Source organism: Rhodococcus sp. NPDC019647, assembly GCF_044389235.1.
GTDB classification, from domain to species: Bacteria; Actinomycetota; Actinomycetes; order Mycobacteriales; family Mycobacteriaceae; genus Rhodococcus_F; species Rhodococcus_F oxybenzonivorans.
Genome location: NZ_JBIRXS010000004.1, coordinates 17138 through 41971 on the forward strand (window position 1 = coordinate 17138; position 24834 = coordinate 41971).

Consider the following 24834-nt stretch of genomic DNA (forward strand, 5'->3'; position numbering starts at 1 on the left):
AGCCTCGCCATTAACTTAAATGTTCAAGTGAATACTACGAAGTCTTGTTTGAACAGTCAAACAAATCCTTCGTGAGTTCACGGCGTAGCAATCCGGATACGATGACCAAGTGAACACGGACGCAGAGGAACCGGACACCCGATGGCTGGAGGCGGAGGAGCGCGCGGCGTGGTTGTCTCTGGCGAGCGTCCTCATGCGGCTGCAACCGGCTCTCGATGCTCAACTCAAACGTGACGCGGGCGTGTCGCACTTCGAATATCAGATCCTGGCCGCGCTATCCGAATCGCCGGAACGAACCCTGCGGATGAGCGCACTCGCGGAGTTGGCCGAAGGCTCGTTGTCGCGGTTGTCTTACGCAGTCGGGCGGCTCGAGAAGGCGCAGTGGGTGCGCCGCCTACCCGACCCGGCCGACGGTCGCTCGACGTTGGCGATTTTGACCGGTGCGGGTTGGGACAAAGTCGTCGACACTGCCCCCGGACACGTCGCCGAGGTCCGGCGCCTGGTTATCGACCCCCTCACCAAGGCGCAGCTTCGCCAGATGACCGCGATCAACAGACGCGTCCTTGCCGCCATCGACCCCGAGGACGCCTGCTCACGGTTCCCGGAATGACCGCGGCGCCGTGGGGAGGAGTGCGGGCTCCGTACTTGTGATTACCTCAGGATTCGCGTAGCGCCGCCAAGATGCACTTGGCCGAGCGGCCAGTGCGGGCTGCCCGTCCGGGCAGGTGAGGTCGTCCCGATTCCCCCGTAGACATAGATCTCGGCAAGATCGCCGATGTGAAACGGGAATGGTGACGATGAAACTGGGACTGGTCGGTCTGGGCAAAATGGGCCTGAACATGCGGGAGCGTCTGCGCGACCGAGGATTAGACGCGATCGGATACGACCCCAGTGCCCCCGACAGTGACGCGGACAGCCTCGAAGCGTTGGTCGAGTCACTTCCCACTCCCCGCGCGGTGTGGGTGATGGTGCCCGCTGGGGCGCCGACCCGTCAGGTCATCGGGCAACTTTCTCGCCTGCTGGCACCCGGGGACCTCGTCGTCGACGGCGGCAACTCACGGTTCACCGACGACAAGCTCAACGCGGAAATTCTCGCCGAACACGGCATCCACTACCTCGACTGCGGCGTCTCCGGCGGGGTGTGGGGACGCGAGAACGGGTACGCGCTGATGGCCGGCGGCGAGGCGGCCGACATCGACCAATTGATGCCGGTCTTCGATGCGCTGCGCCCGGACGGTGAACGGGACGATTCATTCGTGCACGCCGGGCCTGTTGGCGCCGGCCACTACGCGAAGATGGTGCACAACGGTATCGAATACGGATTGATGCAGGCCTACGCCGAGGGGTACGAACTGCTCGCGGCGGAGGAATCTATCGTCGATGTGCCCGCCGTGCTGCGCGCGTGGTCCAAGGGCACGGTAGTCCGTTCCTGGCTGCTCGACCTCCTGGTGCAAGCCCTGTCCGACGATCCCCAATTGGCCGCGATCTCCGGCTACACCGAGGATTCCGGTGAAGGCCGGTGGACCGTCGAAGAGGCCATCGCCCACGCGGTCCCCGCGCCGGTGATCTCCGCAGCCTTGTTCGCGCGGTTCGCGTCCCGCCAGGACGACTCCCCCGCCATGAAAGCGGTTTCGGCACTGCGTAATCAATTTGGAGGGCACGCCGTCCGGTCCGCCGCATCGGCCGGAATCGCCTGAACCGTGACAACCTCGACCCAACCGGACATCACCCGTACCCCTGCGTGGCAGAAACTAAAGGCTCACCACTCCGAGGTGGCGAAGCTGCATCTTCGGGAACTCTTCGAATCCGACCCCAATCGTGGCCGTGACCTGACCGTCACTGCCGGTGACCTCTTCATCGACTACAGCTTGCACCGGATCGACCGGAACACGATCGATCTGCTGACCGACCTGGCCCGCGCGGCAGGCTTGGAAGAACGCCGCGACAGCATGCTGGGTGGCGAACGCGTCAATGCCACCGAGAACCGGGCCGTCCTGCACACCTCGCTGCGCCTACCCCGTTCGTCGACACTACGGGTGGATGGCGACGACGTCGTCGCGGACGTGCACCGGGTGCTCGACCGGATGGGCGACTTCACCGACCGCATCCGCAGCGGCCACTGGCGCGGTGCCACCGGTGAGCGCATCACCACGGTGGTCAACATCGGTATCGGCGGCTCGGATCTGGGGCCGCGCATGGCGTATGGGGCGCTGCGCCACTACGCCGGCATCGCGGTCCGGTTCGTGTCGAACGTCGATCCCACTGATCTGGTATCGGTGCTCGCCGATCTGAACCCGGCGACCACACTGTTCGTCGTGTCGTCGAAGACGTTCACCACGATCGAAACCCTCACCAATGCTGCCGCGGCGCGGAACTGGCTGACCACCGCGCTCGGTGATGATGCTGTGGCCCGGCACTTCGTCGCCGTCTCCACCAACGCCGCGAAAGTTGCCGAGTTCGGTATCGACCCCGACAACATGTTCGAGTTCTGGGACTGGGTCGGCGGTCGTTACTCCGTTGGCTCCGCGATCGGCCTGTCGGTGATGGCCGCGATCGGTAGGGACGCGTTCGGTCAATTCCTCGCCGGGATGCACACCATAGACCGCCATTTCGTCGAGGCGCCCCTGGAGGCGAACGGCCCGGTACTGCTCGGGCTCCTCGGATTCTGGTACTCCAACTTCTTCGACGCCGAAACCCGGGCCGTGCTGCCGTATTCCAACGATCTCGCTCGGTTTCCTGCTTACCTGCAACAGCTGACCATGGAGTCCAACGGTAAAGCGGTGCAGACGAACGGAACTCCGGTCGACACCGCCACCGGGACCATCTGGTGGGGTGAGCCCGGCACCAACGGGCAGCACGCGTTCTACCAGCTGCTCCACCAGGGCACCCGGCTCGTACCCGTCGATTTCCTCGGCTTCGCCCAACCCACCGAGGACCTTCCCACCATCGGCGGCAACGGAAGCATGCACGACATCCTCGTAAGCAATCTTCTTGCGCAGCGACGTGTCCTCGCATTCGGCCGGACCGCGGAGGAACTGGCAGGCGCCGGTGTTCCCGACGCATTGATTCCCCACAAGGTGATGCCCGGAAACCGGCCGTCCACAACCATCCTGGCGCCGAAACTCACTCCCTCGATTCTCGGACAGCTGATTGCACTGTATGAACACCAGACCTTCACCGAAGGCATTCTCTGCAATATCAATTCGTTCGACCAGTGGGGAGTCGAGCTCGGCAAGAGTCAAGCTCTCGAACTGCAGACGGCTGTGAGCAACGACGATCAGACCGCACAGTCCCTGGACAGCTCGACCGAGACCGCACTGCGCTGGTACAGGGTGAACCGAGGCAACACCGTGGCGTGAGATTGGCGGGCAGGCACCGCCTGGAGGAGATCTCACCTGATCTTGACGACGACCTTGCCCTTTGCGCGACCCTGGTCGACGTATGCCAGAGCCTCTTTGGTCTGTTCGAACGGAAAGATTCGGTCCACCACTGGACGTATGGCGCCGGAATCGATGATGGACGTGAGCTGGCGCAACTGGTCTCCACTCGATTTCATGAAGAGGAAGGAGTATGTGACGTGGTGACGCTTGGCGTTCCTTCGGATTCGAAAGCTCAGAAGGCGCATCACCTGTTGCACGATCCAGTTCAGGCCGGCTTCTTTCGCGAAAGTGTGATCCGGCGGACCTGCAACGGAGATGACCTTGCCGCCCGGTTTGAGAACGCGCAGCGAGTTCGCGAGTGCTTCTCCACCGAGGGTATCGAGGACGAGATCGTAATCGCGCAGGACCGCCGCGAAGTCCTCCTTCTTGTAGTCGATGACGATGTCGGCACCGAGACGCTGCACCCAATCGACATTCGCGGTACTCGTCGTCGTGGCCACGGTTGCACCGAGGTGCTTGGCCAATTGGATCGCGAAGGTGCCCACCCCACCCGAACCGGCATGGATGAGAACCTTCTGTCCGGCCTGCAGATTCGCCCTCTCGATCAACGCTTGCCACGCGGTCAGCCCGACCAGAGGTAGTGAAGCCGCCTCCTCCATGCTGAGCTCCCGCGGCTTGGAAGCCACATCGTCTTCACTCATGGCGATGAGTTCCGCGAAGGCGCCGATCCGGCCTTGGTCCGGCCGCGCGTACACCTCGTCACCTGCCTGGAATTTCCGCACGTCTTGTCCAACCTTGACGACCACTCCGGCCAGGTCATTGCCCAACACGATCGGTAGGCGATACGGCAGGACGGGTTTGAGTTTTCCCCCTCGGATTTTCAAGTCCAGCGGGTTTACACTCGCGGCGTGAATCTGAACCAGGACGTCGCCGGGGGCGACTTCCGGGTCGGGAGTGTCGCCGAACCGCACGCCGTCATTCCTGCCGTAACGATCGAGAACGAATGCCTTCATCGTCGTCTTCTCCTTCTTCTTTGAGTGGGGGTCGCTCAGGCGTGGACCGGGGAGTCCGACCGTTCTCGGTCAGGCGACTCGAAGCGGGGAACGAGTTGGTCATTGCGGCCCAAGGCGGCAACTTCGGTCTCGAGCGACGGGATTGTCAGGGCAGAGAACCGCCTCGTCCACGGCCAGACCAGCGGTGAGTTCAACAGTGCTTTCGCCCAATTGGCGACGACGACGGCCCGCGGCACATAGACGCGACTGCGCCGGTAGGCGAGTCCGTCCACAATCGCCGAGGCCGCCCGATCGACACTGGTCGTGACGTTCCCCGGATACGGCAGGCGGTTGCGCATCTGTTGGAAGGAGGGAATGTCGACCTCGGCGCCTCGCACGAGGTCGGTGTCGATCCACGACGGATGAACCAGGCCGACGGTGATCCCGAGATGGGCCACTTCGCCGCGGTAGGCGAGCGCGAGCGCCTCGACCCCGGCCTTGCTCGCACCGTAGGAGGCAAGGCCGCCTATCGAGGTGAAGGACAGCGCCGATGCCACGATCAGCACGTGGCCTCCGCTGCGTTGCAGATGGGGTGTCGCATGCTTGAGTGTGCGGAATACGCCGTTCAGGTTGATGTCCACGACTCGCTCGAAGGACGCTTCGTCCGCGTGCCGCACAGTTCCGTAGGCGGCCACTCCGGCGTTGGCGACGACCATGTCCACACCGTTCATGGCACCGGCGCACTCGTCGATCGCGGACTGCAACGCCGTGCTGTCGCGCACGTCGGCCTCGCACCAATGAGACGACGGCCCCAGTTCCGCGGCGAGGGCTTGCAGTCTGTCGGGCTCGAGGCCGATCAGAGCGACACGGGCCCCCTGGGCCGCGGCCAGGCGCGCCACCTGCTCGCCGATGCCGCGTGCCGCCCCCGTGACAATCACTTTCCGTCCCACCAGATCTCGTTTCATGACTCGACTGTAACTTCGTTATGTGACGAGCGCAATGGTCCTACGGTCCGGATCTTCCACTGACTGCGGCGAGCTCGCTACGCGCCCGAGGCCACTTCCGACTCCCCCGCCGAACTTTCCGCCGGCTGGGCCGACCCGTACAGGCGCATGGCCCTGTCGTGTGAGGCCTGGGCGAGTTCGCGTGTGTCACCGAGGCCGACGGCAAAGTTCACTCCCATCGGCAACATAACCTGCAGCACCGCGTCGTCGAACTCGGCGAAATGCTCGCCCAGCTCCAGGGTGATGTAACCGTGGACGTAACTCCACAGCTGTGCAGCGACCACCTCCGGGGCGTGGGGCTCGATTCTGCCGGAGCTCTCGAGACGTGCACATGCGTGGACAACGCGTGCGTAGGCTTCGCGGAACGCCAGGGAATGTCCGCTCAATCGCACGTCCGACTCCAGCGGCCGGTAGGTAGAGCGGGTGGACAGTCCGAACATCAGGTCGTATAGATGGGGGTTCGCGCGCGCCAGACGCCGACACGTCAATGCCAGTGCGAACAGATCCACGACCGGATCCTCAGTCTCCGGCACCCGGGAAAAGGCGGTGCCGAGTTCGATGAACCCATGGTCTGCGACCGCGCGGACGAGCTCGGGTATCCCGCCGAAGTGGTGGTAGACCACCATGGTCGACAGACCGGCCGAGGACGCCACGGTTCGCGCCTTGATCGCGGACGGGCCCTGTTCGGCCAGCAGGCCGACCGTGGCCAGAACCAACCGTTCCGGAACACTCCCCGGAACCGGCACCGACGACGTCTCTCCCATATCTACACCTGACTTCGCTCCGCTGGGGCATCCATCTATCTGAGTGACGGTTGCCACTAGCCAATAACGAGGTTACAGTACTCCTATAACGAAGTTACTGGCGGCCGGCACCGACTCCGGCACGCCGGACATGCTTCCCCCTTCCTCCATTCACGAAGGTGAAATCTCATGACATACACAACCAAGGGACATCTCGAGGTCGAGGACCGCGGAGAGGTGTTGATCGTGCGGGTCGACGGCGGCCCGCACAGTCTGTTCGGAATCGATATCGCCAACCAACTCGAGGAGTTGGTAGACCGGGCCGACCGGGATCCGGGCATCCGCGCCGTGGTGTTCACCGGCACACGTCCGGGCCGATTCGTCAGCCATGCGGATGTGCGGTGGCTGCAGGAAGAGGGGGCGGCGGTCCCGCCGTTCGGCCGGCGCGGTGCCTCCGCGATCGCGCGGGTGGCCCGAGGTGCGGATCGCGCCCGTGCCCTCGAGCCCGTGATGCGCAAAACCCCGCTGTGGGGAGCAGTCCAGCTCGACCGTCTGCATGCGACGTTCCTGCGGATGAACGCGAGCGGCGTCATTTTCGTTGCTGCGCTGAACGGTTCGGCGCTCGGTCTGGGTGCGGAGTTCGCCTGGGCGTGCGACCTGCGGGTCATGGCCGACGGAGATTTCTTCATCGGTCAGCCCGAGGTACTGCTGGGAATCAATCCCGGCGGTGGCGGTACCCAGCGCCTGACTCGACTGATCGGCACCCATCGGTCCCTGGTCGCCATCCTCGAAGGCAAACCGTTCACGCCCGCGCAGGCCCTCGCCAACGGAGCCGTCGACGAGGTTGTTGCGCCGGGCGAAGTGGTTTCCCGCGCGGCCGAGCTCGCCGAATACTTCGGCGCTCGCCCGAGGGAAGCGGTCGCGGCGGTCAAGCGGTCGGTGTATTTCGGCGGCTCGATGTCGCTGGCGGAGGGATTGCATGTCGAGCGCACCGAGTTCCTCGGTACCGATCGGTCCGACGACGGCCAGCAGTTGATGCTCGACTACCTCGAGAGCACCGATTCCACCGGTGAGCTGCCACTCTACAACCCGGACATCTACAAACAGGCCCTCGAATCCGGGCGCGTGCCCGGGTCCCGCTCGACGAACGGACAGTGAGACCAGCCATGGCCACGAAGAAGCCCTACACCCGTCACGACGTCCTCTTCTCCTCCGGTGACAGTTCCTGCGCGGCATGGCTGTATCTGCCCACCGGCGTCGCGTCGCCGCCCGTCGTCATCCTCGGGCACGGCCTCGGAGCCACCCGCGACATGCGCCTGGACGCCTTCGCCGAGCGTTTCGCCAAGGCAGGCATCGCCGCCTTCGCGTTCACCTACCGGCACTTCGGCGACAGCGGCGGCCATCCCCGTCAGCTGCTGTCGATCAAGAAGCAGCTTGCCGACTGGGATTCCGCCATTGCGTGGGTCAAGGCTCGTGACGGTCTCGACAGCACACGCATTGCCGTGTGGGGCAGTTCCTTCGGCGGTGGACACGCCATCACCGTCGCGTCACGGCATCCGGAACTGCGAGCCGCCGTCGCCCAATGCCCGTTCACCGACGGGCTGGCCTCCGCGCTCGCCCTCGGCCCGGCCGCCTCGGTGAAAGCCTCGCCTCTGATCGCCCGGGATCTGGCGGCCAAGGTTCGCCGACGGCAGCCGGTCATGATTCCGCTCGCCGGCGCACCCGGTTCACTGGCCCTGATGAATGCCCCGGATGCACTTCCCGGCTACCGGGCTATCGTGCCGACCGGGGCGACGTTCCGAAACGAGGTAGCGGCCCGAGTAATTCCCAGCCTGGTCACCTACCGGCCGGGGCGCGCAGCACAGAACATCGACTTCCCGATCCTGTTCTGCATCAGCAACACCGACACCGTCACCCCACCCGCTCAGACCCTCCGATACGCGCGTACCGCACCGCACGGAGAGATCAAGACCTACGACGCCGGACACTTCGACTTCTACCTCGGCGAACCCTTCGAAGACCTGGTCCGCGATCAGACCGAGTTCCTCACCCGCCATCTCGATGCAGCGCCCGCCACACCCGCACCGGGCCGGGCCGCATCACACCGAAGGTGAACACGACAACATGACGTTCGCATCGCTGCCCGACCGCCGCGCCGATCTCGACCCGCACGGACCCGCGGTATCCGACGCCAGGAGCGCACTCACCAATGCGCAGTTGCTCGACCGAGTACGCGCGGCCACCCGCCACCTCCATCAGCTGAAAATCGGGCAGGGAGACGTCGTTGCCGTCAAGCTGACCAACCGTACAGAGTTCGTGGTGCTGCTGTTCGCGACCTGGCGACTCGGCGCCACCGTCACCCCGATCAACCCGGCCCTGACCGACGTCGAGGTGGCTCGGCAGCTCGCCGACTCCGGCGCACGCTTGCTCGTCGTCGAGGACGCCCCGACTCCGGCGGGTGATGTCGTCACTCTCCGCGTCGCTGATCTGTACGACGCGCCCGTGGCGGCGGACCCCGCACCTCCCGCAGATACGTCGGCCCCCGCCCTCCTGATCTACACCAGCGGCACCACCGGAGTGCCGAAGGGGGTGATGCTCGACCACACCAATATCGACGCCATGGCCGAGATGGGCGCGCAGGCACTGCAGCTGGGCGAGGCAGACCGATGCCTGCTGATCCTGCCGCTGTTCCACGTCAACGGCATCGTCGTCAGTGTCCTCACCCCGCTGCTCGTCGGTGCCAGCGTCGTCATCGCCGGCCGATTCGATCCCCGGACCTTCTTCGATCTCGTCGAATCAGAACGCCCGACCTTCTTCAGCGCGGTGCCGACGATCTACAGCATCCTGGCGGCCCTCCCCGACGACGTCCGGCCCGACACGTCCTCACTGCGTTTCGGCATCTGCGGCGCCGCACCCGCCTCAGCGGAGTTACTGACCAGATTCGAGGACCGATACGGATTTCCCCTCCTCGAGGGCTACGGGCTGTCCGAAGGAACCTGCGCGTCGACCCTCAACCCTGTTGCGGGGCCCCGGCGCGCCGGAACGGTCGGGATTGCCTTCCCAGGTCAAGAAATTAGCATCGTCGACCCGAACGGCACCGACATGGGTGTGGGTGCGGACGGAGAGGTCGTCGTGCGCGGCCCCAATGTCATGCGCGGCTACCTCGGCCGCCCGGACGACACCGCCCGGGTCCTCGTCGACGGATGGCTGCACACCGGCGATATCGGCCACCTCGATGCGGAAGGCTATCTGACACTGGTCGGGCGATCGAAAGACATGATCATCCGCGGCGGCGAGAACATCTACCCCAAGGAAATCGAGGACGTTCTCGCCGGCGACCCGTCCGTGCTCGAGGCCGCCGTGATCGGCGTACCCGACCACATTTGGGGCGAGGTCGTCGTCGCCTACGTGCAACCAGCACCCGAATCGACCGTCGATCCGGCTGCCCTGCACGCGCTGTGCACGCAGAAACTCAGCCGCTACAAGCGGCCGATGTCGATCGTCGTCGTCGAAGCCATCGCCAAGAACGCGGTCGGCAAGATCGACAAGAACGCACTGCGGGCCGCACATGCCCCCACGACGTCGTAAGAATCAATCCCTGCGAAAGGTACTGCTTCATGGCCTCCCTGCACGATCCATTGCCGTTGCCCTGCGGTCAGATACTTCCGAACCGAATCATGAAGTCTGCGTTGAGTGAAGCGCTCGGTGATCGGCGGAATTCTCCTGACCACCGCCTCGAACAGCTTTACGCCACCTGGAGCCGAGGCGGCTACGGGCTGCTCGTCACCGGCAACGTCATGGTCGACCGCACCCAGCTCGGTGAGCCGGGCAATATCGTCATCGAGGACGAGCGTGATCTCGACGCGCTGACCCGTTGGGCGAAGACGACCAAAGATGCCGGTGTCCCGATCTGGGTTCAACTCAATCATCCCGGACGCCAGGCAAACCCGCTCGCCCTCGGAAACACTCCCGTCGCTCCGAGTCCGGTGCCGCTCGATATTCCCGGCGCGTCTACCCCGCGGGAGCTGACCTCCGGTGAAATCGAGGGCATCATCGAGCGTTTCGCCGCTGCCGCGCTCGTCTGTGAGACAGCAGGTTTCGACGGCCTGCAGATTCATGGTGCCCATGGCTACCTAGTCGCCCAGTTCCTCTCACCGTTGGCGAACCGGCGCGATGACGAGTGGGGTGGTGACCCGCAGCGGCGGATGCGCTTCGTCCTCGAGGTCGTGCGTCGCATTCGCGCGCGGGTGTCACCGGGCTTCGCGGTCGGCATCAAACTCAACTCGGCCGACTTCCAACGCGGCGGATTCACCGAGGACGAGTCCCGCGCGGTGGTCGCGGCGCTGGCCCAGGAAGGCCTCGACTTGATCGAGGTCAGCGGAGGAAGCTACGAGTCTCCCGCCATGATGGGCAGTGCCGCGGCCAGTACCCGCGCTCGTGAGGCATACTTTCTCGACTACGCACGCACTGTCCGCGCGCTGGCAGGAGATGTTCCGCTGGCGGTGACCGGCGGTTTCCGCTCCCGCACCGCCATGGAGGGGGCAATCGGGGCCGGGGAGTGCGATGTCGTCGGAATCGGACGGCCCACCGCGACGACCACCGATGCTGCCGACGTCATCCTCGCCCGGCGCGCCGACGCCCTCACCACTCATCAGTCGCGATCCGGAATGCGGGGTGTCCTGGGTAGGGTGGTCGACGTCAAAGCCCTGGACGGGCTACTCGACCTCGGCTGGCACACCGACCAGCTGCACCGCATCAGCGCCGGTCTCGAACCCGATCTGAATCGGGGGCTGCTCGCCACCACGGTCGCACTGTTGCGTCGCAACGGCCGGACATCCTTTCGCCCCAAGCGCGGCGGCTAGGCCGGCCGAGGTGAACCGGCGGGCCGGCGACCTGGGGCGGTGCTCACGGGGAGTTCGGCTCGGCGTGCTCCAGGAGCCGGCCCGCGTTGGCGATTCCAGACGCCAGTATCTCCGCCGACAGCTGTTCATCGGTTACGGCTCGGGCGAGCTGCATCGTCCCGACAAGTACGGCAATGAGGCCAATGGCTGTGCTTCTGGCGGAAGCTGATTCGTCTCCGCCGGCGTGGCTCGCCACCAGCTCGATAATTCTCGCGATTCCTTCGGTGTATGCACTGCGGATCTCGGTGCTCGAGCGCCCGATCTCATCCAGTAGGGCGGCCGACGGACAACCCTGATCTGGATGATCGCGATGGTCGCACGACAGGTACTCCTCGACGAATGTTTGGAGCGAACCGTCGTCGGAGAGCAGCGAACGCAGCGCTTCCTCCTGCGCTGTCAACTGATCCGTGACGGTAACGGCGACGAGCTGGTCTTTGGAACCGAAATGCGCGTAGAAAGCGCCATTGGTCAGACCTGCGTCCGACATGAGCGCACTCACGCCGGAACCATCGATACCGCTGCGCTTGAGTCGCCGACCCGCAGTGTCGAGTATGCGACGACGCGTCTGAGCCTTGTGCGCTTCGTCGTACCGCGCCATTTCTGCACCACCTTGCCTCGATAGGTCACTCCGGCGTCTTCCTTGCCAGCAGCGAGTCTACGCGATAACCTGACGATCATAATATTATGATCGTATGCCAATCGGCGCAAAGTCGGCCGCGAGCGGTCACTGTCGAACTACAAGGAGTAGTGGAAATGTCACTTCACAACGCGCAAGAGAGCGACGCAATTGCTTGGGCGAAGGCGCCGACGAAAGTCATCGACGTCAACGGTGTGCCGTTCGCATACCGCGAATTGGGGCCCCGGGGCGGAGTGCCCGTGGTGTTCCTCCACCATTTCACCGCCGTCATGGATGACTGGGACCCAAGAGTGCTCGACGGCATCGCTCAGCACCACCATGTGATCGCGTTCGACAATCGCGGCGTGGGTGCCAGTGGTTCACGAGTACCCGCCGACCTCACGCAGATGGGCGTCGACGCAATCGCGTTCATCCGCGCGCTCGGTCACAACACCGTCGACTTGTTCGGTTTTTCGCTCGGAGGTGCGGTGGCTCAAGTCATCGCGCTGCGAGAACCTCGGCTCGTGCGACGAATGGTGCTCGCCGGTACCGGGCCGCGTGGGGGTAGCGGTATCGACAAGATGGCTCGAATCGTCACCAGTGCGTATCTGAAGGCAGCGCTCACGCGGAAGGACCCACGGCACTTCCTCTTCTTTCCCCGCACCTCTGAAGGCAAACGCGCAGCGAACGACTACTTCGCGCGTTTGGGCGAGCGAACCGACGGCCGCGACAAGCCGATTTCCATCCAAGCCAGGTTTGCGCAAATCGCAGCGATCGTACGAGGCGGAAAGGCGACTCCGGACGACCTGTCGGTGGTCACCCATCCCACCTTCGTCGCAAATGGCGACCACGACCTGATGGTCGCGAGCGAGCACTCGGAGGACCTGGCGCGGCGACTGCCGAACTCGCAGTTGACGATCTATCCCAACTCCGGACACGGCGGGGTCTTCCAGTACCACCAGCGATTCGTTCCTGAGGTGCTCGAATTTCTGGCTCGACCCTAGTCCGGGTACGTTTGCTTGCCTAGTGGTACCCACTCTTGTACCCTATGGGTGACCGCAATCACAGCGAGTCGCACACCGACCAACGGGTGCGCGTCAAGGTTGGTATCCGAACGAAGGTAGGAAGCCCGAAATGAGTCAGATCAGCATCGATCTCAACGTGGAGGTGCCGATGCGCGACGGCACGATTTTGAGGGCCGATGTCTATCGGCCGGCGGCTGCGGGGTCGTATCCGGTTTTGATCCAGCGCACTCCGTACGACCGGACGGCATCGTTGAACGTTTTGATCTTCGACACCCTGGCCGCGGTGAAGCGTGGCTACATCGTCGTGCAGCAGGACACCCGTGGCAGGTTTGATTCCGACGGAGAGTGGCTGCCCTGGGCTTACGAGCAGCAGGACGGGTACGACACCGTCTTCTGGGCGAGCGGCCTTCCCGGCAGCAATGGCAAGGTCGGCATGTTCGGTGGAAGCTATACCGGTCAGACTCAATGGGCCGCAGCTCTCGCTGCACCGCCAGGTCTCGCCGCGATAGCACCGCAGATCACCTGGAGTGACCCAGCCGATGGTCTCATGTTCCGCGGCGGCGCAATTGAACTGGGTCTCAACGCGTGGTGGACGCTCGCCCAGTCCTTGGCGCAGTTGCCCAAGGTCGTCGAAGATCCCGACGAGCTGCTGGGCGCGATGGCAACAACGATTGCGGATTACGACTCGTTGGCCACCAAGAGCTACTGGGAGCTCCCGGCGGCGCCACTCCCCGCTCTGACCCGGGCCGGCCTGCCCGACATCGGTGTTCAACGCGGTCTGCAGAGCCCCGACACCACCGAGGAATGCCGGGTCGCCGGCCACCACGACCAGGTAACTGTGCCGAGCCTGAACATCGGCGGTTGGTACGACGTCTTCCAACAGGGAACACTCGACAACTACATCGCGATGCGCGAACGCGGGGTGCCGACCCGTCTCGTGGTGGGCCCATGGCCGCATGTGAGTGCCTTCAGCTTCGGCCAGATCGGCGACGTCAATTTCGGGCTGCTGTCGGAGGTCGCCCCCGGAGCCAAGACCATGACCGACTATCAACTCGATTGGTTCGAGAACTACCTTCGTGACGGGTCGGACACCACCGATTCGAGTGCACCAGTGCAACTGTTCGTCATGGGAATCAACCAATGGCGCCACGAGGAGGAATGGCCGCTCCAGCGGGCGGTCGCCACACGTTTGTACCTGCACGCAGACGGCAGCCTGTCCTTCGACCAGCCCACCGACGAGCAATCGCACAGCGACTTCACCTATGACCCCGCCGACCCGGTGCCGACCTGCGGCGGCAACCTCGTCATGTCCACCCAGTTCCCGGCCGGACCGAAAGACCAGGCAACCGTTGAAAGTCGCCCCGATGTGTTGGTGTTCTCTACTCCCGTGCTGACGGAAGACCTCGAGATCACCGGCAGGGTGACGGCCGAGCTGTTCGCCGCCACTGACGGACCGACGACCGACTGGGTAGTCAGACTCTGTGATGTCGATGAAAACGGCGTGTCCTACAACATCGTCGACGGGATCACCCGCGTGGGCACCGAGCCGGACCGCATCGACCAGGCCGAAATCGATCTATGGTCGACCAGCATTGTCGTCAAGGCCGGGCATCGTCTCCGAGTGCACGTCACATCCAGCAACTTTCCCCGCTGGGACCGCAACCCCAACACCGACACCGAAGTCGACGACGCCAGCAAATTCCGGGTCGCGCGCCAGAGCATTCACCACAACGCAGTCCACCCCTCTCACCTCGTACTCCCGGTCGTTCCCCGCTGAAATATCCTCACCACGAGAGAATGACGGCCGGGCAGGCGCGCGCTCACCTGTCACAAGGACGCACGCGCCTTCCCGGTCTCTCTCCGTCTGGTGTCGCTACGACCACACAGTGTCTATGCGCGGGCTTGTCTTCCGGATGCGCATTTCGTAGGCTTTAACCCTACGGAATGCGCTCAGAGGGGGTGATGTAAGTATGGCTCTGGCGCATAGCACCGCCGTACCGGCACCATTGGCTCGCCTGCCGTTGCGTACCTTCCGTCCTCAGGACGCCACCGATGTCTACGCCCACCCGCGGCCCGAACTCGCCCGCCTGGTTAAGCGCGGTGTCCTGCACCGCGCCGCCCCCGGCTACTTCATCGTCGTTCCTCCGGATCAGACCGGGCGCCCTTGGATACCAAATCTCGAAGCCACCGCTGCCGGAATAGCGACCGCGATCTATGGGCCCGACGACGCTATCGTAATGGGCATCAGCGCCGCTCGCCTCCACCACGCAATTCCCCGGGCGTTGGCCACTGCAGTCATTGCCGTCCCCCGCCGACACCGGACGATCACCCTCACCGACCGGGCCGCGACCATCCGCTTCCTCCGCCGCGACACCCGAAAACTCGATGCCGAACGGGCGGACACCCCCCTCGGGCCGGCCCTGGTGACGACCCCGGAACAGACCGTCCTCGACCTGGCGAGGTGGCCGTCCCTCGGAGATACCGAGAACGAAGTCCCTACGGCCGTCACCTCGCTCTTCCGGCGCAGCGACCGCGAACGTCTCACCGCACTCGCCGCCGACCAGGGACTGACCACTGCCCTCACCCGCGCCGAAACCTGGGCGCGGGCGGCCTCGTGAACCTCGACGAACGCGAGAGGGTCGCCGCCCCTACATCGACTTGGGCGATCCAGCGTCGTAGTCGCTCACGTCGGTTGCTTCTCCAACTCGTCGAGGTACTGGTTCAAGCCGGTGGACGCGGCAGCGTCGGCGCGCTCGAGAAGATGTGTGCGGAGATGTCGTGCCAACCTGCTCACCGCGGGTCCGGCATCCAGCAGCGGTCGTATCAGCCCGACTCGAGCGCACTGCTCGGCGAGGGGCAACAGCCCCGTCAGTGCGGCATCGTGCTGTCCCATGGTGGCCAACACCTCCACCTCCAGCAAGGCGGCGTGCAGGAATGCCCGGGGGCGGACCCGTCGATCGATCGACTCGACGAGGGCGTGTGCCCGTTCGTAGACGGGTTCGAGGTCCTGGTCGCGGGCGGTCAGTGCTGCTCGGATAGCCGAGTCCTCCTCCAATTCATAGGTGACGACGGCGATTCCGTTGTTCCGGTCGGGCAGTTGTCGGCTCTCGAGATCGATAGCCGGGGGCCCGGAAGTCGCGTATCCGATTCCGGTTCGGACTCGTTCGTTGGTGATTCGCGCTGCTAAACGGGGCAAGCCCAATTGCTGGGCCAGCCGGGCGCCCTCGTCGAGACGCGCCTTCGCCGCATCCTTCTGTCCGAGGAGGAGCTTCAGCCGGGCACCCGTTCCGTAGGTGGCCAGCATGAAGTCGACGGTGCCACCCTCGGCGCCCAAGGTGTGGCTGCGGTCGAGGAGTTGATCCGCATCGGCGAGGTGTCCCTGTTCGTACAGCAGGTCGCCGAGTAAGGCCGCCGTGAGCCGGCCGCCGTAGCCGATACCCTCTTCGGCCTCGGTGGCCAGCGCCATAGCGTGCCGGAAGCTGGCCTCCGCCGCCGGCAGATCGAGTTGTTCGCGTGCCGCCATCCCGGCCAGGCAGTATCCGTAGATGACACTGAACGGCCCGGTGGAACGCTGGTGGAAGGGAAGCGCCCATTTCTGCCATCGGCGAGCGTCATCGAAATCGAATCGGTAGATGGCGCGGAACGACCCAACGTCGGCGGTTCCGCACATGACCCATGGTCGCAGTGTGTCCGCCCGGGCCATGCACCGCTCGACGGCCTCGTCTAGCCCGTCGATCTCGTCGTTGAACACGGTCACCGTGGAGTGGATGAATGCTGCCTCGACCCGCAAATCGGCGGTGGCTCGGTCGTCACCTCCACCGCTCAACGCTGCTTCCGCGACGGAGAGAAACTGTTCGGCATCGCGAGGGTGATGCAGCAGGGCGTGCGCCCACGCGAGTGCAACCTGGAGGCGGGGCCGGTTGGTAGTTCCCTTCGCCGGCAGCTTCGCGGCGAGGCCGAGAAGCGTTCCCATCTGCGACTGCTCGAGTAAATCCATCGCGGCGTCCTCGACGAGCGTGACAGCATCGTCTTCCTCACCCGCGAGGATGTAGTGGTCGACCGCCTGGCTGAGAAGGTGCCGGTCCGCGAACCACCGACCTGCTCGACGATGAAGCTCGACAATTCGGTCGGGATCGTCACGCTCGAGGCGGTGTTGCAGGAACTCGGCGAACAGATGGTGGTAGCGGAACCATCGCCCTTCCTCGTCGAGCCGTCGCAGGAACAGATCACGGGACTCGATGTCCTCGAGCGTCACTTGGGCCTCCCTGCTGTCGGTGAGCGCGCGTGCCAAGCTGCCGCAGATTTTCTCGGTGATCGAGGTCGCGAGGAGGAAATCGAGGGTGCCTCGATCGAGATTGCCGAGGACGTTCTCGGCCAAATACTCACCGATGGCCCGATTCCCTCCGGACAGGTGGTCGATCAGCCTCCGTGGGTCCGGGTGATCACGCAAGGCCAGTGAAACCAGTTGCAGTGCCGCTGCCCATCCGTCCGTCGACTGTTCGAGCTCGACGATGTCAGGTGCGTCCAGGTGGAGGCCGGAGCGGTCCACCAACAACTGGGTCGACTCCCGGACGTCGAAACGCAAAGCGGAGGAATCGATTTCGACGAGTTCGTTGCGCACACTCATTCTACTGAGCGGCAGACCGAGCCGGGTGCGGCTGGTGACGATCAAATGTAGATGGTGGCAACCGTGCTCGAGCAGGAATGCCAACGCCGACCGTGTGTCCTCATTGCTCACGCGGTGCCAATCGTCGATGACCACTGCGACGTGCTGGTCGGCCGAATGAAGTTTGTCGATCAACGAGGTGAGAACATACCGCTCACGGTCCGCGCCGTAGACTTCGAGTTCACGAACCAGCTCTCGGCCGAAAGCTGGTTCCGCCACCGCAATGGACTCGATCAGGTGGGTGAGGAACCAGATGAGCGTGTTGTCGTCGTTGTCGATTGTCAGCCACGCAGTCGCCACCCCTTCCTCCCGCAGGGCCGCGAGCCGTTGAGCGGCGAGCGTGCTCTTACCGAACCCGACCGGTCCGTGAATGAGCACCAGACGCCGACGCCCGCTCCGACGGAGGCGCTCGAGCAGCTGCGTGCGCGCCACCGCCGCACCCGGTGTGACCGGTGGACGGTACTTGGTGGACGCACTCGGTGGCGGAGGACGATCCAGCCGGGTCCCGCTGCCCCGTCGGTATCGAAGGTATTCGGACACGCCGACGTCGACCTCATCCGAGGGCAGGAAGGGGCGGTCTTCCTCATCGACGATCGGAAGCGGGATGTCCCCTAGAACAAGACCGATGTGTTCGCCCGCCCGTCGCAGTGCGGCACCCAGGTCCGCAGCAGTGGTGGGACGGTCGGCGGGGTCTCGGGCCATTGCCGACTCGACCACGTCGCACACCGCCTCTGGGATGCCCGCCTCTCGCAGATCGGGCAGCGGCTCCGTGCCGATCCGCATCAGCTGGGCGAAGACCTGCTCACCGCGGCGACGGGCATACGCCGGCCGGCCCGCCAGTGCCGTGAACAGTGTCGCCCCCAGCCCATAGATATCCGTGACCACCGACGCGTCGGCGCCGCTGAGCAGTTCCGGGGCGGTATAGGCGGGCGACCCGGCCACCAGACCCCGGGTGGTTTCCTCGCCGCCCGTGATGCGGGCGATGCCGAAGTCCGTCAGCTGCGGCTCGCCGTACTCGGTCAACAGAATGTTCCCCGGTTTGAGATCGCGATGCAGCACTCCCGCGCGGTGCGCGGTTTCCAGAGCACCGGCGAGCTTGACACCGACCGCCAGTGCCTCCGCGGCCGTCAACGCGCCGTGCTTGGTGATCCAGGAGTCGAGGGAATCACGGCGATGAAACGGCATCACAATGTAGGGGCGACCGGTGTAGGTGATTCCCGCTTGCAGCACATGGACGATGTTCGGGTGTCCGGACAGCCGCCCCATGGCCTGTTGCTCGCGCAGGAAACGGGCCCGATCCATGTGGTCCGGGTCGGGGCTCAGGACTTTGACGGCGACCACGCGGTCGAGCGTCGGTTGCCGGCACCGGTACACGATGCCGAAGCCGCCGCGGCCGACGATGCACGCGTCTTCGAAACCTTCAGCCGCCAACTCCGCGACGAGGTCTGCGTCGACCTGTCGTTGCGTGCTCTCGGTGTCGTCCTCCGGCATGGCAAGCCTCAGCGCACTTTGCCCGGTTCGCCGATTCTCCACGCCCGGGCCCACCAACACCTGCCCATGAGGGCCTCCTCGCACTGCGCCTACCCCATTCTAGATACCGGCAGCCATCTATTCGCCGAAAAGCGTTTGCCGGCGTCAGGGTGGAAAGAATCGGCCGAACATCTGTCCAGATGCCGTGGTGAAGTCATCTGAGATCAGGTGGAGTAGTAAGGAGTGTTGTCAGGGCTCTGCGTGGAGTTTTGTCGTTCGTCAGCTCGCAGTATCTGTGGGGTTTTCGTCGCGTCGTCAAGTGCGGCACGTAGCGCCTCGCGGGAGTCGATGTCGAGTTTTCGGTAGATGTTTCGGCGATGCCATTCGACGGTGCTCATCGTCAGGTAGAGGGTTTCCGCGATACTTCGGGTGGTCATACCGTCCGCGAGCAGGCCTGCGATCCGTTGTTCGCTCGGGGTCAGCGCAGCGAGTCCTCGCAGAACCGGCCTACGGGGCCGTGCCCCACTGACGAGCAGTTCCTGATGCGCCTGCAGCTCGACCGCCGTGGCCCCGGAATGATGGGCGAGATCGAGGGCCTTCCGAAGGGTCTCCCGTGATCGAACTTTGCGCCCGGCCCGGCGTTGCGCCGATCCGAGCTCGATGAGCGTCCGCGCCAACTCGAGGGGCGAGCTTTCGGCGGACTCGAGTACGGTGGCCGATTCTTCGAGCAACGCGATGTCGGGGTTGGGTGAGGCGATCAGCGCCCGGTACCGGAGCGCCGAGCCCAGGGTTGAGCACAACCCGAACTCGCGTGCAAGTTCGATGCCGCGGTTCATCAGTTCGATAGCCGCATCGGTCTTTCCTACCGCGTGGAGCGCGAGCCCCGCGAGTGATCGCCACGGGAGGAGCATGTAGCCGGGGTTGTGGAAGCCATTGGCTTCGAGGAGGTTCCCCGCGCGAAGGAAGTCGTCGGCGGCGCCGACGTAGTCGCCCCGAACCAGGCGTAGCCGGCCTCGGGCCATGTAGAACCAGACATTCAACGTTCGGGTCTCGCGGCTGCGGAGTTGCATTTCTGCATCGTGAACGACCTCCGCTGCCTGCTCGAGTTCCCCGCGGTCGATCAGGCAGTAGGCCAGGAGTCCTTGCGGCGCGGGGACGGTCGAATTCCAACCGCGTTTCATTCCCAGGATCGCGGTCTGCGCGTCGACCATGGCCTCGCTGATTCGGCCGAGCGCGTACATCGCCATCGACCTGGCGAGAGAAATTTCGGCGAAAATCAGGGAGTCACCGCGCGTGCGAGCGTCGGTGAGGACACTGCCGGCGACCTTGGCGGCGTCGTGGGCACGCCCACACCAGGTCAGGGCGAGGATGGCGTGAGTGATGGTCATGCCGTCGGAGGTCTCTCGCCACAATGTCACACCGTCACCGAGGGCGCGAAGGACAAGTTCAGCGTGGTCGGCGGAGCGGGGTTCGGACATGGCGCGGAACACACCCAGGTGCAGGACCAGGAGGCGTTCGGCTGAACTCAGCGCGGCGTGTGACGGGAACGTTGCAGCGAGCGCGCTGACTCGTTTGTGGGCTTCGTGGGGGTGGTCGGCCAGGTAGGTCGCCGAGGCCATGTATCCGGCCTCGAATCGCAGGGCGAGTTCGCGATCGCGGTCGGTGAAGGTGTCCGCTCCGCGGCGGAATACCGGCAGCGCTTCGGCCGGGCGACCGTATCGGAACAGGGTTTGGCCCAGGGCGTGCATGGCCCGCGCCTGTTCTTCCGGTTCGTCGATCAGTTCGAGGGCGGCTTCGAGGTGACCGAGAGAGTTGGTCTCGCCTGCGGCGGCTTCCATGATGCCGAGGTCGATCAGCAGGTTGGCGTGTTGACGCGGGTCGTCATACTTCGTCGTCAGGGCGCGGCGCAGGTAGCGGGCAGCTGCGCGGGGAGCACCTTTTCGTGCCGCGCTCTTCGCTGCCGAGTGTAGGGCCGAGTGTGCCCACTCGGCGTCGGTTGGGGTGCCCCTCATGACGTGCACCGCGACTTCGTCCATGTCCGCGTCCGACGCCAGGAGCACTTGGGCGGCCTCGAGATGCAATCTCGCTCGCTCATGTGAGGGGAGTTTCCGGTAGATGGCGGCGCGGATCATGGGGTGATAGAACGACACGTTCGCTTCGTCGGCGAAAATCTGTGCCGCGGTCAACCGTTCGGCCGCGATGGTGGCATCCGCATGGTCCAGACCGGCCAGTTGTGCGGCGGTGGTCAGTGATGTGGAGGTGCCCAGGACGGTGACAGCGCGAGTCAGGGCCTGCGCGTGGTCACCGAGCCGTGCGATGCGGAGCATGACGCTGCGCGTCACCGATTCGGGTGCGGTGTCGGGAACCGCGTCGTACGGGTCGGGGGCTCCGACGGCTGCACGCGAATTCATTGCCGTGGCGAGTTCACGAAGCAGGAAGGGGTTTCCGCGGGTGGCGGTCCAACTCTCCTCGATCAGGGCGTCATTTTCTCCGGCGTCGGGTAGCAGCGTGTGCAGTAGCTTTTTGACTCCGTCGCGGCTCAGTTCCGTCGGTTGCAGGGTATGCGAGGCCTGCAACGTGATCCGGGCGACGAGTTCGTTCTCCGCGGCGGGGTCGCCGGTGCGGACCGCCCCGACGATGGTGACCGGGAGGTCTCCCAGCCGCTGGGTGAGATAGAGCAGAAATCGTAGGGAGAGCTCGTCTCCCCACTGGAGATCGTCGGCGATCAGGACCAGTGGCCGTTCTTCGGCAAGGTTGGCGATCAACCAGTAGAGGCTGTGCAGGAGTACGAATTGATCGGTCAGCGCGGTGGTGGTCTCGTGCAGTGTGCGGTGGAGCATCGGCTCGGCCAGCGCTGCGTGACCACGGAAGGCCGCGTCCCGCTCGGCGGAGGTGGCCCGGGTGAGCCGGGTCTCGAGGAGTCGTAGGACGAGCCCGAGCGGAAAGTCCTGCTCGAGTTCTCCTCCACTGGTGGTGAGTACCTCGGCCCCGACGTCCACGCCGATGTGGTGCGCGGCGATGAGTAGTCTCGATTTCCCGATCCCGCTGGGCCCCTCGATCAGCAGCATCTGGCCGTTCCCGCGGGCTCCGCTGCGCACGGCCCGGGTAATCGCCTCGACCTCTCGGCCGCGTTCGAGCAGGGGAGCGGGCACGTCGGCCCGCGTGGGACGTTCAGGAGTTGCCATGTGCTCTTTCTCCGCGAGCGGTACGGTCCCGGGGTTGTCGGGCGTACGGCGGTCACCGGAACGAGTCGGTGTACTGGCTCTCGACGTCATGGATGAAGTCCAAGTGCGCCTGTGACGCATCAAGATCGCCGGAACAGCCGAACTGTTCGATGTGGTCGCGGTCCCGCGTCCCCGGCCATGCGTGCTCCGCGTCGTCCACCCTGATCAGCCGTACGGCCGCGAATCCAGTCGAGTCACGATAGTCGATGGCATGAATGGTTTCGGTGATCGCCCGCACCGTCGGAACGGGTTCACATCTCACTGCGCCAGCCCAGCGCTGTACCGCTGACTCCACTGATTCCGACCACCGGCTGCCCGCGCCGCCGTCGTAGGGGTTGAGGTGATCGCGCCGTCCGTGAAGCGCGAGCACCGGCGGGCGCTTGCCCCCGCCATCGACGAAACGCACTCCACTGACGAAACACACCGAAGCGAGTGAGCCGCCGAATCGTGCGGCCAGGTGCGCGCTCAACCGGGCGCCCCCGGAATACCCACGCAAGTGGATCCGCGACGGATCGGCACCGTGCCGCTGGACGACTTCGGCGATAAGTTCACCGATGAACATCACGTCGTCGGGTCCTGGTCGCGGCTCGGTTTCACCGGGCAACGGGCTGCCGGGAACGTTCCACGCCCAGCCTGCAGGCCACTCGGGCAGGAGACGAAAAGGAATGTCGGCCCGTGGCAATACGACGACTGCCCCTTGTTCAGCCAGCGCGTGCGCGGCGGTGACTGCGAGGTGTTCTTCCGGTGACGATCCGCTGCCGTGCAAGTCGATGATGATCGGCGACGTTGCCAGGTCGCCTTCGACCGCACTCACCATCGTGTATCGGCGCACGTCGTTACCGACCCGCATTTCGAACGATTGCGCTGTCGTCAAGGGTGTGCGCATCGTCAATCTCCTTCGCCTGATCAGTACTACGGGGTAGCTTCGGTGCGGGTTCTGCGGGTAGCCCGTCCCGATGCGCGGGCCACTATCTGACCATCGGCGACGCGGACCAACCGGACTGTGTAGAGGTTCTCGCGAGCCAGGTGTTCTGCGACGGTCGCGGTGGCGATCAGGCGATCGCCGGGATACGCGGGACTGACGTAGTCGATGTGGACAGCGCTGACCACCCCGGTGTTGATGCCATCGTTTGCTGCTGCCGCCAACGCGGCCCCGACGATGGAATAGAGCAGTGCGCCATGAGCGGTCGCGTGAGGATTGAGGTGATGGTGATTCACCGTCAGCGCCGCGGTAGCGTGGCCTTCCCCGAGCGTGTCTACCTCGACTCCGAGGTAGTCCGCGTATGCGTCTTGCCGGTGATCGGTCTCCACATCGTCTCCCTTCGTTTGCGCGGCTGACCGGAGGAGCCGACCGCGTCGCCTGCGCATCACATTCACTGAGTGAGCGCTGACTTCTGCACCTTGCCCATCGCGTTGCGGGGCAGACTATTTACCACCCTGATCTCCCGGGGCCGTTTATGTCTCGAGAGGTTGTGTGACACGAACTCGATCAGGATCTCCGATTGCGCAACGTCGCCTACGACGTACGCGACGATGCGCTGACCCAAGTCGGCGTCCTCGACCCCGATTACGGCCGCCTCGATGACATCGGGGTGATCCAGTAGCGCCGCTTCGACCTCTCCAGCACCGACTTTGAACCCTCCGGTCTTGATGAGATCGACGGATTCCCGGCCGACGATCCGGTGGTAGCCGGAGTCGTCGACGACGGCGACGTCACCCGTGCGGAACCATCCGTCCTCGGTGAAGCACTGCGCCGTGGCGTCCGGGAGCCCAAGGTAGCGATCGAACAGATTGGGTCCCTGCAGTTGCAGTTCACCCACCGTTTCACCGTCTGCTGGTACGGCAGCGCCGTTCTCCATGATCCTGGTACGCACACCGGGCACCGGGGTGCCGACCCACCCCGGCCGGCGCTCACCAGCGGAACGCATGGCCAGCGCTATCAGGGTCTCCGTCATTCCGTAGCGTTCGACGGGCATCTGGCCGGTCAGTTCGGCCACTGCGGCGGCGACCGACACCGGTAGCGGCGCACTGCCCGACACGAGGAGCCGAGCGCTGGCCAAGTGCCGGGCGGTGACCGGATCCGCGACCAGACGGGACCAGATAGTGGGCACCGCGAAGACCACCGCGTTGGGGTTATTATCGGCTGCGGCAGCGTAGTTCGCCGGTGATGGACGTCCGGTGTGAACGAGGCTGCCGCCTCGCCGAAGTGCCCCGAGCAGACCGAGCACCAACCCGTGAGCGTGAAACAGGGGCAGGCCGTGGATCACAACGTCGTTCTCGGTCCAGTCCCACGCGGTGGCCAGCCCGTCCAAACCGGCCGCCATCGCGCCGAGCGACATCACCACACCTTTGGGCTTGCCCGTAGTTCCCGAGGTGTACATGATCATCGCGGTGTCGGTGGGCTGCCCCTCGGACCAGATGGGCGTTCGCCGTTCTGTCCGATCGACGGGGATTCGCTCGATTTCTGGATCCGACTCCCCCGAGGGGCCGAGTAGTATGGCGGCCTTGGAGTCGCCGATTATGTGGGCACGTTCGGCCACCCCGGCATCGGGCGGTACCGGCACGAACGGGACACCGGCCTGCAGACACCCGACCACGGCGACCACGGTGTCAACACTGGCCGTGGCGTGGACCGCAGCGGCCGGTGCGCCGTGTATCCGTGCTGCGACGGCGCCGGCGGCTTCGAACAGTTCGTCACGCCGTAGCGTGATGTCCCCGATCGTCACAGCCGGTGCCGCGGTATCGGCGGCGAGTGTCAGCTGGGGCAGGAGCATCATCGATCCGCTATTTCCTTCGATGTAGGTGTACGAACG

Annotated in this window: 19 protein-coding genes; 10 read left to right on the forward strand and 9 right to left on the reverse strand. The window is 64.8% G+C overall.

What is annotated here, in order from left to right; genetic code table 11:
* The first annotated feature begins 109 nt into the window (after positions 1–109).
* From ACH49N_RS10155 to pgi, 3 genes are all read left to right on the forward strand, one after another.
* Positions 110–610: a MarR family transcriptional regulator gene (locus ACH49N_RS10155; protein WP_358277917.1), complete on the forward strand. Its 501-nt coding sequence runs from the start codon at positions 110–112 to the stop codon at positions 608–610.
* A 115-nt stretch (positions 611–725) separates the two neighbouring features.
* Positions 726–1697: a phosphogluconate dehydrogenase (NAD(+)-dependent, decarboxylating) gene (gene gnd / locus ACH49N_RS10160; RefSeq protein WP_358277915.1), complete on the forward strand. Its 972-nt coding sequence runs from the start codon at positions 726–728 to the stop codon at positions 1695–1697.
* Between the two features lie 3 nt (positions 1698–1700).
* Positions 1701–3359: a glucose-6-phosphate isomerase gene (gene pgi, locus ACH49N_RS10165; RefSeq protein ID WP_358277914.1), complete on the forward strand. Its 1659-nt coding sequence runs from the start codon at positions 1701–1703 to the stop codon at positions 3357–3359.
* Between the two features lie 32 nt (positions 3360–3391).
* On the opposite strand, the gene ACH49N_RS10170 is transcribed toward pgi, so the two are convergent.
* The 3 genes from ACH49N_RS10170 to ACH49N_RS10180 all read right to left on the reverse strand — a co-directional run bounded on the left by ACH49N_RS10170 (position 3392) and on the right by ACH49N_RS10180 (position 6140).
* Positions 3392–4393, reverse strand: a complete 1002-nt coding sequence (locus tag ACH49N_RS10170; protein ID WP_358277912.1) for an NADP-dependent oxidoreductase — start codon at positions 4391–4393, stop codon at positions 3392–3394.
* A 35-nt stretch (positions 4394–4428) separates the two neighbouring features.
* Entirely contained in the window at positions 4429–5337 is a 909-nt protein-coding gene (locus ACH49N_RS10175; protein ID WP_358277910.1) for an SDR family oxidoreductase, read from the reverse strand.
* Positions 5338–5414: 77 nt separating this feature from the next.
* Positions 5415–6140 carry a TetR/AcrR family transcriptional regulator gene (locus tag ACH49N_RS10180; protein ID WP_358277908.1) on the reverse strand — a complete coding sequence of 242 codons (726 nt, stop codon included), beginning with the start codon at positions 6138–6140 and terminating at the stop codon, positions 5415–5417.
* Positions 6141–6308: 168 nt separating this feature from the next.
* Between ACH49N_RS10180 and ACH49N_RS10185 the strand changes: the two genes are divergently transcribed.
* Genes ACH49N_RS10185 through ACH49N_RS10200 form a run of 4 tightly spaced genes read left to right on the forward strand, consistent with a single transcriptional unit; the run spans position 6309 to position 10981 of the window.
* A complete protein-coding gene (locus tag ACH49N_RS10185; protein WP_358277906.1) occupies positions 6309–7277 on the forward strand; it encodes an enoyl-CoA hydratase/isomerase family protein in 969 nt (322 codons plus the stop codon).
* 8 nt (positions 7278–7285) lie between these two features.
* Positions 7286–8233, forward strand: coding sequence for an alpha/beta fold hydrolase (locus ACH49N_RS10190; protein WP_358277904.1), 948 nt, complete (start codon positions 7286–7288; stop codon positions 8231–8233).
* Between the two features lie 10 nt (positions 8234–8243).
* Complete coding sequence (locus ACH49N_RS10195; RefSeq protein WP_358277902.1) at positions 8244–9707, forward strand: AMP-binding protein; 1464 nt, start codon at positions 8244–8246, stop codon at positions 9705–9707.
* Positions 9708–9736: 29 nt separating this feature from the next.
* The gene (locus ACH49N_RS10200) at positions 9737–10981 is read left to right on the forward strand and encodes an NADH:flavin oxidoreductase/NADH oxidase family protein (RefSeq protein ID WP_358277900.1); all 1245 of its coding nucleotides are present in this window, start codon (positions 9737–9739) and stop codon (positions 10979–10981) included.
* Positions 10982–11024: 43 nt separating this feature from the next.
* Here the strand turns inward: ACH49N_RS10200 and ACH49N_RS10205 are convergent, their stop codons facing one another.
* A complete protein-coding gene (locus tag ACH49N_RS10205) occupies positions 11025–11618 on the reverse strand; it encodes a TetR/AcrR family transcriptional regulator (RefSeq protein ID WP_250777081.1) in 594 nt (197 codons plus the stop codon).
* Positions 11619–11773: 155 nt separating this feature from the next.
* On the opposite strand from ACH49N_RS10205, the gene ACH49N_RS10210 reads away from it, so the two are divergent.
* The 3 genes from ACH49N_RS10210 to ACH49N_RS10220 all read left to right on the forward strand — a co-directional run bounded on the left by ACH49N_RS10210 (position 11774) and on the right by ACH49N_RS10220 (position 15279).
* Positions 11774–12640, forward strand: a complete 867-nt coding sequence (locus ACH49N_RS10210) for an alpha/beta hydrolase (protein WP_358277898.1) — start codon at positions 11774–11776, stop codon at positions 12638–12640.
* Between the two features lie 130 nt (positions 12641–12770).
* On the forward strand, positions 12771–14438 hold the full coding sequence (locus ACH49N_RS10215) for a CocE/NonD family hydrolase (RefSeq protein WP_358277896.1): 1668 nt from the start codon (positions 12771–12773) through the stop codon (positions 14436–14438).
* A 193-nt stretch (positions 14439–14631) separates the two neighbouring features.
* Complete coding sequence (locus ACH49N_RS10220; protein WP_358277894.1) at positions 14632–15279, forward strand: type IV toxin-antitoxin system AbiEi family antitoxin; 648 nt, start codon at positions 14632–14634, stop codon at positions 15277–15279.
* Positions 15280–15344: 65 nt separating this feature from the next.
* On the opposite strand, the gene ACH49N_RS10225 is transcribed toward ACH49N_RS10220, so the two are convergent.
* The 5 genes from ACH49N_RS10225 to ACH49N_RS10245 form a co-directional block, all read right to left on the reverse strand.
* The gene (locus ACH49N_RS10225) at positions 15345–18818 is read right to left on the reverse strand and encodes a protein kinase (protein WP_358277892.1); all 3474 of its coding nucleotides are present in this window, start codon (positions 18816–18818) and stop codon (positions 15345–15347) included.
* A gap of 203 nt (positions 18819–19021) precedes the next feature.
* Positions 19022–21982 carry an AAA family ATPase gene (locus ACH49N_RS10230; RefSeq protein WP_358277890.1) on the reverse strand — a complete coding sequence of 987 codons (2961 nt, stop codon included), beginning with the start codon at positions 21980–21982 and terminating at the stop codon, positions 19022–19024.
* 52 nt (positions 21983–22034) lie between these two features.
* A complete protein-coding gene (locus ACH49N_RS10235) occupies positions 22035–22907 on the reverse strand; it encodes a PHB depolymerase family esterase (protein WP_358277888.1) in 873 nt (290 codons plus the stop codon).
* A gap of 26 nt (positions 22908–22933) precedes the next feature.
* Positions 22934–23332, reverse strand: a complete 399-nt coding sequence (locus ACH49N_RS10240) for a hotdog fold thioesterase (RefSeq protein WP_317613047.1) — start codon at positions 23330–23332, stop codon at positions 22934–22936.
* Positions 23333–23394: 62 nt separating this feature from the next.
* Positions 23395–24795 (reverse strand): acyl-CoA synthetase, encoded by a 1401-nt coding sequence (locus ACH49N_RS10245; RefSeq protein ID WP_358277927.1) that lies wholly within the window; start codon positions 24793–24795, stop codon positions 23395–23397.
* Positions 24796–24834 lie beyond the last annotated feature (39 nt).